This is a genomic window from Brevibacterium sediminis (assembly GCF_013623905.1).
Classification (GTDB): domain Bacteria; phylum Actinomycetota; class Actinomycetes; order Actinomycetales; family Brevibacteriaceae; genus Brevibacterium; species Brevibacterium sediminis.
In genome coordinates this window covers 65,523-74,978 of sequence record NZ_JABKDD010000014.1, presented here as the reverse complement: position 1 = coordinate 74,978, position 9,456 = coordinate 65,523, and the positions used below count along the sequence as shown (strand labels likewise).

Below are 9,456 nucleotides of genomic sequence, written 5' to 3'. Positions count from 1 at the left end.
AGACGGGTGAGAAGCCGCGCTGATCTGATGGCGGCCTATCGGGCTATAGGGGGAAGTTGCTGTGCTTCTTCCATCGGCCTTGCCGGCGTTCGAATGCGAACCGTTCCGCCCGCAACCGCCTCACCCGCTCCACAACGTCCGGGGCGTAACCGTATGCGGCGTCCGTATCCACGATCCCCTCGAGCACGATGGCGTACCTCTCTGCTGGAAGTTCGATTCGCTGGCACAACTCGTGTCGCCCCGCCGCAGTAGACGCAGTCTTCTCGAAATCGAGGATCAACCGATCATGCTCGGACAGTTCGTGCACAGTGCCGGGGACCATGGAGACCATTGTGGCACAGCAGAATTCGACACCGCGTATGTCGCTGCTCACTCTGTCTTGGTCACCTCGATTCAGGGGGACCGCTCGCCGGCCAGTCCGAAGCAGTTGTCCGCGGTTGCGCTGGCGATAAAGCTTCAGACCGCGAAGCCGACGTGTAGGACTACCCCATAGTGATTACGCTCACTAGACTTCGGAACCAGAACAATCTCCTACACAACTCGCTGGTCGAGTAGCGGAGGACTTTATGCCCACCACCTCATCCCAGGCTCTTCAAGTGCTGGTCGTAGCCGACCCAGGTCTGCCCAGCAGGCGAGCGGCTTCCATCCACTCCTCGTTAGAGCGTTCTCTGCGTGAGGCGTATGGGGTCACAACGACGCTGTACACTCGCACCGACACAGTCTATCTGACACCCGAGCGCGAGCTGGCTCTAGACGCAGTCGAAGACCTCCGCGCTGATTACCCTGACGTCAACATCATCCTCATCCTCACAGAGATCCCACGGCACACCCAGGGCGACCCTCTGATCGCCGAAGTCTACTCGGACCGCAACCTTGCGGTCGTCTCATGCCCCACACTCGGCGCGTGGGCCACCAAGCGCCGCATCATCAAAGTCATGATGAGCTCGGTGAACAAGTTGGTTCCGTGGGACCCCGAAGCCACGACGCGCAAATTTCTGCTCGGATGGTCGAACTGGTCGAACAATGAAGACTCCAGCCATCAGTCCCTGCATGCCCACACCATCACCGGAGGCCCACGGCTGATCATGGGGATGACGATTGCCAACGAACCTTGGCGCACGGCTCCGAAACTCTCAGGAGCACTCGCGGCAGCCTCGGCAACGGGAGCTTTCGGCATCTTCTACAGTTCGATCTGGCAGATGTCGACCTACCTGTCCACCCTCCGGCTGCTCTCAATCGGCGCGCTCGCCATCCTAGTGATGGTCGCCTGGTTGATCGCCAGTCACAAACTCTGGGATCGACCGGTCAACGAACGTCTGGCCACGGTGGTCATGTACTACAACCTCTCCACCGTCCTCACACTGCTGATCACTGTGATCGCTCTCTACGCGACGCTGGTCGTCCTCATTCTCCTGGGCGGCCTCGTCGTTATCGATCCGGCATTTATGACCCAACAGATTCAACAAGACGCGTCGTTCACCAACTACCTCGACATCGCATGGCTCAGCGCAGCTATGGGTGTGGTTGCCGGCGGCCTCGGTGCCAGCTTCGACACTGACGCCGACGTGCAGAAGCTGACTCATGGCCAGCGGATGCGGCAGCGAGTCTATACAGACAACAGCACAGATGCCGACGACACGGTGGAGAGCAGTTGACTGAGATCTGCCAAGCATCCGAGTTCCGATAAGATGTTCTGCCCGAAGGACGTGAAATGGAAACCCTGTTCGACTCAACCTCGTCTCGGATCATCGCCACACCGTTCGAACCGTGGTGGGAAACTCCAGACTTCAGGGATGATCTCACCGAGGTCGTCACGAGCAGTGCGTCCGCTGTCGACAAGATCACCGCCCTTGCCCGGCTTCTGCAGCTCACAGGGTGTTCACCTCAGATCGATCAATGGGAAAGGCTGCTTCAACTGGCTGCGATCGACATCGGCGTCGCTCGTATGCTTGAACCCCACGTCGACGCTCTGGGCATCCTCGCCGAGGCCGGACACGAAACACCTGACCCCGATTCGGCCTGGGGCGTGTACGCGGCTGACCTGCCCACACATCGCGTGAATGTGATCGATGCCGGTGCGGAGAACCTCCTCACCGGCACGAAAGCGTGCTGCTCTTTGGCCGCGGAACTCACCGACGCGATCGTCATCGCCAGCGGCAGCGACGGGAACCGAGCCTACGCGGTGAATCTTCGGCACCCTCGTGTACGACCGCAGACAGGTGCTTGGCCGAGTCTGGGTCTCAGAGAAATCCCGAGCGGCTCAGTCGTCTTCGACCGAGCACCGGCGACGAGTGTCGGCCCCCCGAATTGGTACCTTGACCGCCCCTCTTTCGCTTGGGGCGGGATTCGCGTGGCAGCCTGCTGGTTCGGTGGAGCTTTGGGACTGGCCCGGCGTGCAGCCCAAACCCACCTGAACAGGGCTGGGCGCTCGCCGATGGGAGAGATGCAGCTCGGGCAGCTTGATGCTGAGATCTTCGCGGTCCGCACCATGTTGGCGCAAACTGCTGCTGCAGCGGATGGGGATGAGAAGTTCTCGCGAGAACACGCGTGGAGACTGGCTCTGAGAGTTCGCAACAACATATACCGCAGTGCCCAACGGATCCAGCTTCTGAGCAGGGAGCTGGCCGGTCCCGCGGTTCTGACGAGTGATGCGGCATTTGCCAAAGCTGACGCTGATCTCACCGTCTACCTCAGTCAGCATCACGGGCCTCGGGACGAAGCTGCTTTGGGCGAGAATATCTGTGCAGAGTCAGATGTCGATGAGGTTTAGCCACCAAGACCGCAGCACCAGAGAAGATGCCTGGGTGCAGGCGGGTGCCCTTGACCTTCCGGCGGTTCCAGAGAGCACAATCGCCACAGGCGGAACCATCATCGTCCTTGCCGCACACCCAGACGATGAAGCGCTGGGAGCCGCTGCGCTGCTCGCACGTGCCGATGAGTGGAGCTGCCAGCTGAAAGTCCTACTCTTCAGCGCAGGCGAGAAATCGCACCCTGAGTCGCCGACGTATACCGGCGACCAGCTCAAAAGCATCCGTCTGGAGGAGTTCGATCGTGCGCTGAGCACCTTCGACAAGGCGCACTCCAGTCGATTTCTCGATCTGCCCGACGGTCAGCTGCCCGAATATTCAAGCCAGATCAGAGACGTGATCCGACACGAGATCGCACGATCACATGGGCCGGTGACACTCGTTGCGCCTTACAGCCGGGATGGGCACTGTGACCACGAGGCGGTGGGCGCCGCGGCGCTGGACATCGGGCGATCACATCATGCCGTAGTGCTCGAGTATCCCATCTGGTTCTGGCACTGGGCTGCTCCCACAGACCCTCGGTGGCAGGCCTGGCGGATCTTAGCCGACCCACAAGGTCTCGATCGAAATGCTCTGCTCGCGTGTTACCCGTCGCAGACAGAAGCGCTGTCGGATCAGCACGGGGACGAAGCGATCCTCACCAGCGCCCATTTGGAACACTTCATCCGGAGCCACGATACCTTCGTGTTCACAGATTTCAGATCCGGTGCGGCATCGCCGAGCTCTGGTCAGGAGGGAATAGGCTCGCGGATCAATGATGCGTCCACTGCGTCGGCGGTGTTCGATGATGTGCACAGAGAACGCAGTGATCCGTGGACGGTGTGGGATTCCGAATACGAAATCGCCAAACGCGAGACCCTTGTGTCCCACCTCCCGTCGACCTCGTTCTCCCACATTCTCGAGATCGGTTGTTCAGTCGGCGCTTTGACTCGAGAGCTTGCCGCTTACAGCGTCAGAGTGACAGCTGTCGATGCCAGCTGCGAGGCGCTGAAAACAGCGAAACGTCTGCAGACGACCACTGCAACCGAAATAGCCTTCCTGCACGCCACTGTCCCATACGAATGGCCCGAAGGGCATTTCGACTGCGTCGTCCTCTCAGAGACCGGCTTCTATCTGACACGTGCACAGCTGCAACGAACGTTGGAGCGCATTGATGAATCAACCCCATCGCGCTTTGTGCTCGTTCTCTGTCATTGGAAGGGTGACATCGAAGATTGGCCTCTGACCGCCGATGAAGTCCATGACGCGTGCCTGGACTACTGGCCCCGACTGCGGACCGATTTTCGCTCCGAGGCCGAGTATCGTCTCGATATCGTGACGGTGGACAAAACTGACGATTTCCTCCGTGCGGAAGCCGTTGAGTGATCACGCATTTGGGCATCCTCATCCCGGCTCACAATGAACAAGACGAGATCCTCGGCTGTCTCGACTCGGTGGCCCAAGCGTGTGCTCAGCTCCCTGACGGGCTCGCGCAATCCTCCACTCGAATCCTCGTCGTGGCCGACGCCTGTACCGACGAGACGGTGAGTCGCGTCGCAGACTTCGCCGAACAGCATCCACAAGTCACGATACTTGAGACGACGTTCAAGAACGTGGGCAGTGCTCGGAATTTCGCCTGGAACCATTTCAAGCAGACGGCTGAAGCTGATCGCGATGTCAACTTCGACCTGACATGGATTGCGTTCACCGATGCGGACAGCAGAGTTCCCACCCACTGGCTGACGACGCACCTTGCCATGGCGGAAGCCGGAAGCGACTGCCTGGTCGGCACAGTGTCGCCTCGACCTGATACCGGGTCGGCAGCGCTGATCGCGAAATGGCACTCTCACCACACGTTACTTGAGGACCATCCCCACGTGTTCGGCGCGAACCTGGGCATTCGAGGCTCGTATCTCAACATCATCGGCGGCATGCCTCAGCTGCCACTCGGCGAAGATGCCGCAACTGTTGCTGCGTTGCTCGCCGCGGGGGGAAACGTGAGACGCACCGACACCTGCCGGGTTCTCACCTCGGCCCGTCTGGAGGGACGCGCGGAGGGAGGCTTCAGCAGCTTTATGCAGAGCCTTCTTTGAGACCCGACTCTGCTCACAGCACTTCAGGGCGCCTCCGGCCGAGTTGCTCCCGACAACCCAGAGCTAATCGCGAGAACTGACGACGGTCAGCCTGTGCAGGTCCTTGGGCACATCGACATCGGCCCCGTCGTCGAGGTCGGAGCAGTCGACGAGGTCGACGACAGATCTGTGCGTCGCGAGCAGGTCGCGGGCACCGACGTCGCCGTGCGCGGCGGCAGCCGCCTGGCTCGTCCAGCTCTCGTCGAAGAGCACAGGGTGACCGCGGTGCAGCGACCCATTCGCATCACAGTGGCCCGCAGCGGTGATCGCACGGGGACGATGGGCGGCGATGAGACGAGCGACTTCCGCCGCACAGATTCCGGGACGGTCCACAGGTGTGACCATGACGTCGGGTCCGGGGCCGATCTCCTGCAGGCCGCGGCGCAGCGAGGAACCCATACCCGAAGACCAGTCAGGGTTGAACGCGACGGACACGCGGTCACACCCGCCCAGCAGGCTCGCGACCTGCTCGCTGCAGGCTCCGGTGACGACTGTGACGTCCCGGCAGCCACCGTCGAGCAGGGCGAGGACCATCGACTCCACCAGGGTGAGCCCGTCCTCCCGCGTCAGCAGTGCCTTCGGCCCTCGGCCGAGGCGTCGTCCGGCTCCGGCGGCGAGGATGAGTCCTCTCGGGGGACCGGGGACGGGTCGTTTGGGAGGAGTCGACCCGGTCTCGCCGCTCACGTCGGCAGGAACGCGTCGCCGAAGATCGGCAGATCGCGGACTCGGACTCCGGTGGCGTTGAAGGCGGCGTTCGCGATCGCGGCTGCGGCACCGACGATGCCGATCTCACCGACGCCGCGCGCGCCGAGGGGACCGGCGTGCGGGTCCTTCTCGTCGAGCCAATCTGCCTCGATGTCGGTGATGTCTGCGTTGACGGGAACGTGATACTCCGCGAGGTCGTGGTTGACTACGTGACCGAAGCGCGGGTCGAGCTCGCCCTTCTCATGCAGAGCCATCCCGACGCCCATGGTCATGCCGCCGATGAGCTGTGAGCGTGCGGTGCTCGGGTTGACGATCTGACCGGCGGAGAACATGCCGAACATGCGGTCGAGTCGGATCTCACCGGTGGTCGGCTGGATGCGGACCTCGGCGAAATGGGCGCCGAAAGAGTGCAGGGCGAACTTCTCCGCCGCGGGATTGGCCTCGGCCTCACCCTGGGCCTCGGCGCCGATGGCAGGATCGGCTCCGTGCTCGGAACGGAGCTCCTGGGCTGCGGAGACGATCGCCGTGCTCCAACTCGCCAAACCCGTGGATCCGCCGGCCACGGTCGCGTTCGGCAGCGCGGTGTCGCCGATTCGCAGATCTACTTGCCCGATGGGAACTCCGAGAGCGTCCGCGGCAGTCTGAGACAGGACGGTCCACGTCCCGGTGCCCAGATCGGCGGCACCGATCGAGACCTCGAAGCCTTCGGGAGTGCGGCGGATCCGCGCGACGGAGCCCGGCTGCCGACCGGCCGGGTAGGTCGCAGAGGCCACGCCCATGCCGATGAACCAGCCGTTCTCCTGACGGGTGCGCGGCTGCGGATTCCGCTTCTCCCAACCGAAACGGTCTGCTCCTTCTCGCAGACAATCGACGAGGCGGCGCTGGTTGAATGGCAGCCCGGTGTCCGGGTCGGTGGTCGGGTCATTGCGCACCCGCAGCTCGATGGGGTCGAGGCCGGCGGCCACTGCGAGTTCGTCCATGGCGATTTCGAGTCCGACCATGCCTGGAGCCTCGCCGGGAGCACGCATCCAGGAGGGCACCGGCACGTCGAGGGGAACCACTCGCTGGGTGAGGCGGCGGTTGTCGCCTGCGTACATCATGCGGCCCGGCTTCGTCGACTCCTCGGGGAACTCCTTGGTCTGCGAGGACATTGAGATCGCATCATAAGCGAAGGCCGTGAGCGTGCCGTCGGCTCTCGCGCCCAGACGGATGTGCTGCAGGGTCGGAGCTCGATAGCCGGTGATCGAGAACATCTGCTGCCGGGTCACGGCATATTTCACGGGTCGACCCGGCACCGCCTGTGCCGCGAGGGCAGTGAGCATCATATCCGCGTGGGGGAGGCCCTTGGAGCCGAAGCCGCCGCCGACGTGCGGGGAGATGATGCGGATCTTCTCCTGCTCCACCCCGAGGACCGGTGCCAGAGTCGACCGTGCGGGGTGCACCCCCTGCGTGGAGGTCCACAGGGTCAGTGAGTCTCCGTCCCAGCGGGCGACGGTGGTGTGCGGTTCCATGGGATTGTTGTGCTCCATGGGCGTGCTGTAGCGCTCATCGATGCTCACGGCCGCCTCGGCGAGGGCCGTGTCGACATCGCCTGTGCGCACATCCCCGCTGCCGGACTCCGGTTCTCGCGCGGCGGGGTGGTCCTCCCGCAGCTCGACATCGTGATCGTCCTGATCGTAGGTGATATCGACGAGTTCGGCCGCGTGGCGGGCCTGCTCGGGGGTGGTCGCGATGACAGCGCCGAGGTACTGGCCGCGGAATCCGATCTCAGCAGAGCGCAGGATCGCGAGTTCGCCGTCATCTGTGCTCGCCAGCTCGGGTGCGTTGTCGGCGGTGAGCACGTACACCACCCCCTCGGCTGCTTCCGCCGCGGAGGCATCGATGTGCGCTGCGCGTCCGCGGGCGATCTCCGCCTGCAGGGGGTAGAGGTAGAGAGGATCGGTCAGGGGGTGTTCGTAGGCGTAGGGGGCGCGTCCACGCACCTTGTCGGGTCCGTCGAGGCGCACCTGGTGAGTGCCGACGGACGTGGTCGTGAGCAGGTCACTCATGAGCGTCCTCCGTGGTCGTCTCCGGCAGGTCTTCCGAGGCTCCGGTGAGCTCGGCGAGCACGGTGGTGATCGCTCCACGGGTCATCGGAATTTTGAAGCTGTTGCCCTCGAGGGGCTCCGCGGCCTCGAGCTCGGCGTCGGCGGCTGCCAGGAACGTCTCGGCGGTCGGTTCCGCACCACGCAGCACCGCCTCGGCGGCGCGTGCACGCCAGGGTTTGTGGGCGACTCCGCCGAGGGCGATCGAGGTCTCACGGATGATCGGTGCCGGTCCCGAGGCGTCGACGTCGACCCGGGCCGCGACGGAGACGAGAGCGAAAGCGTAGGACGCGCGATCGCGGATCTTCCGATACGTCGAACGTCCCATGCGCGCGCAGGGAAGTTCGAGTGCCGTGATGAGCTCGCCGTGCTCGAGGACCGTGTCCTGCTCGGGGCGGTCGCCGGGCAGCCTGTGGAGCTCGGTGACCGGGATCCGGCGCTCACCGGTCGGACCGAGGACGACGACCTCGGCGTCGAGTGCGGTCAGAGCGACCGCCATATCCGAGGGATGCGTCGCCACACAGTCCGCTGAGGCACCGAGGATCGCGTGGTAGCGGGTGTAGCCGCCGATGGCCGAGCAGCCGGAGCCGGGTTCGCGTTTGTTGCAGGGGGTCGTCGTGTCCTGGAAGTACACGCACCGGGTGCGCTGCAGCAGGTTGCCGCCCATCGTGGCCGCGTTGCGCAGCTGACCGGAGGCGCCGGAGAGCAGGGCGCGTGAGAGCATCGGGTAGTCGCGGCGGATGCGCGGATCGGCGGCGGCATCGCTGTTGCGCACCATCGCACCGATCCGCAGGCCCCCGTCCGCCAGCTCTTCGATGTCGGTGAGATCGAGGCGATTGATGTCGACGACCAGGGCGGGTTCCGCGACCCCGAGCTTGAGATGGTCGACGAGGTTGGTTCCCCCGGCGAGGAATACAGCATCGGGTCTGTCGGCGACACTGGCGACGGCACCGGCGGTGTCGGTTGCGCGTTCGAAGTCGAAGGGGTTCATCGTGACTCCTCTGCGGCTCGGCTCACGGCCGCGACGATGTTGACGTAGGCTCCGCAGCGACAGAGGTTGCCGCTCATCCGCTCGCGGATCTCCTCCTCGGACAGCTCCACGGGCCCTTCGAGGTCCTCGGTGACCACGCTCGGAGCGTCATCGGCGGCCTCGGCCAGCATGCCGGCGGCCGAGCACACCTGCCCCGGGGTGCAGTATCCGCACTGGAATGCGTCGAGGGCGAGGAACGCCCGATGCAAGGTGGAGAGTTCGCCTTCGGGAGCCAGACCGTCGGCGGTCGTGACCTCGGCACCGTCGTGGGTGAGCGCGAGCGCGAGGCAGGAGTTGAGCCGACGGCCGTCGACGAGGACGGTGCAGGCCCCGCATTGGCCGTGGTCGCAGCCCTTCTTCGCAGACATCACCCCCAGCCTGTCCCGCAGGGCATCGAGAAGGGTGGTTCGGGAATCCACGACCAGGGTGTGCTCCTGGCCGTCGACGGTGAGGTGCAGCGAGTGTCCCATGAGGGCCCTCCAGACAGCGTTGTCGACGTCCGGCCAATCTAACCCCGTTCGGACACCCCGACAAGAGGGGTCAGCTTTCGTCATCGCGGCGGCCCTGTCTGTGACGCGGATACTCGGCCACCTGTGGTGAGGATCGGGCGCTCGCAGATGCGGGAGGTCGGGACGATCTCGCACCCCCTGTTGCCCATGGCGGTCTCCGACTACCGTGAAAGGACGATCTTGGGTATGAGCCCGAACGGTGCACAGGAG

At 64.1% G+C, this 9,456-nt stretch carries 9 protein-coding genes; 4 read left to right on the top strand and 5 right to left on the bottom strand.

Going from position 1 to position 9,456, the window contains the following annotated elements; all coding sequences use genetic code 11:
• Positions 1–43: 43 nt before the first annotated feature.
• Entirely contained in the window at positions 44–322 is a 279-nt protein-coding gene (locus tag HK108_RS15475; protein WP_101544033.1) for a DUF3263 domain-containing protein, read from the bottom strand.
• Between the two features lie 613 nt (positions 323–935).
• Between HK108_RS15475 and HK108_RS15470 the strand changes: the two genes are divergently transcribed.
• The 4 genes from HK108_RS15470 to HK108_RS15455 are packed head-to-tail and all read left to right on the top strand — an operon-like array spanning position 936 to position 4,879.
• Complete coding sequence (locus HK108_RS15470) at positions 936–1,655, top strand: hypothetical protein (RefSeq protein WP_229664211.1); 720 nt, start codon at positions 936–938, stop codon at positions 1,653–1,655.
• Positions 1,656–1,711: 56 nt separating this feature from the next.
• Entirely contained in the window at positions 1,712–2,770 is a 1,059-nt protein-coding gene (locus HK108_RS15465; RefSeq protein ID WP_181272166.1) for an acyl-CoA dehydrogenase family protein, read from the top strand.
• Positions 2,742–4,172: a PIG-L family deacetylase gene (locus HK108_RS15460; RefSeq protein WP_229664210.1), complete on the top strand. Its 1,431-nt coding sequence runs from the start codon at positions 2,742–2,744 to the stop codon at positions 4,170–4,172. Before HK108_RS15465 ends, HK108_RS15460 begins: the two co-directional genes overlap by 29 nt.
• The gene (locus HK108_RS15455; RefSeq protein ID WP_181272165.1) at positions 4,169–4,879 is read left to right on the top strand and encodes a glycosyltransferase family 2 protein; all 711 of its coding nucleotides are present in this window, start codon (positions 4,169–4,171) and stop codon (positions 4,877–4,879) included. The genes HK108_RS15460 and HK108_RS15455 overlap by 4 nt, the downstream gene beginning before the upstream one ends.
• A gap of 63 nt (positions 4,880–4,942) precedes the next feature.
• On the opposite strand, the gene HK108_RS15450 is transcribed toward HK108_RS15455, so the two are convergent.
• Genes HK108_RS15450 through HK108_RS15435 form a run of 4 tightly spaced genes read right to left on the bottom strand, consistent with a single transcriptional unit; the run spans position 4,943 to position 9,207 of the window.
• Positions 4,943–5,602 carry a nucleotidyltransferase family protein gene (locus tag HK108_RS15450; protein WP_181272164.1) on the bottom strand — a complete coding sequence of 220 codons (660 nt, stop codon included), beginning with the start codon at positions 5,600–5,602 and terminating at the stop codon, positions 4,943–4,945.
• A complete protein-coding gene (locus tag HK108_RS15445; RefSeq protein ID WP_181272163.1) occupies positions 5,599–7,671 on the bottom strand; it encodes a xanthine dehydrogenase family protein molybdopterin-binding subunit in 2,073 nt (690 codons plus the stop codon). Before HK108_RS15445 ends, HK108_RS15450 begins: the two co-directional genes overlap by 4 nt.
• Positions 7,664–8,698, bottom strand: a complete 1,035-nt coding sequence (locus tag HK108_RS15440) for an FAD binding domain-containing protein (protein WP_181272162.1) — start codon at positions 8,696–8,698, stop codon at positions 7,664–7,666. Before HK108_RS15440 ends, HK108_RS15445 begins: the two co-directional genes overlap by 8 nt.
• Positions 8,695–9,207, bottom strand: coding sequence for a (2Fe-2S)-binding protein (locus tag HK108_RS15435; RefSeq protein WP_172170577.1), 513 nt, complete (start codon positions 9,205–9,207; stop codon positions 8,695–8,697). The genes HK108_RS15440 and HK108_RS15435 overlap by 4 nt, the downstream gene beginning before the upstream one ends.
• Between the last annotated feature and the right edge of the window lie 249 nt (positions 9,208–9,456).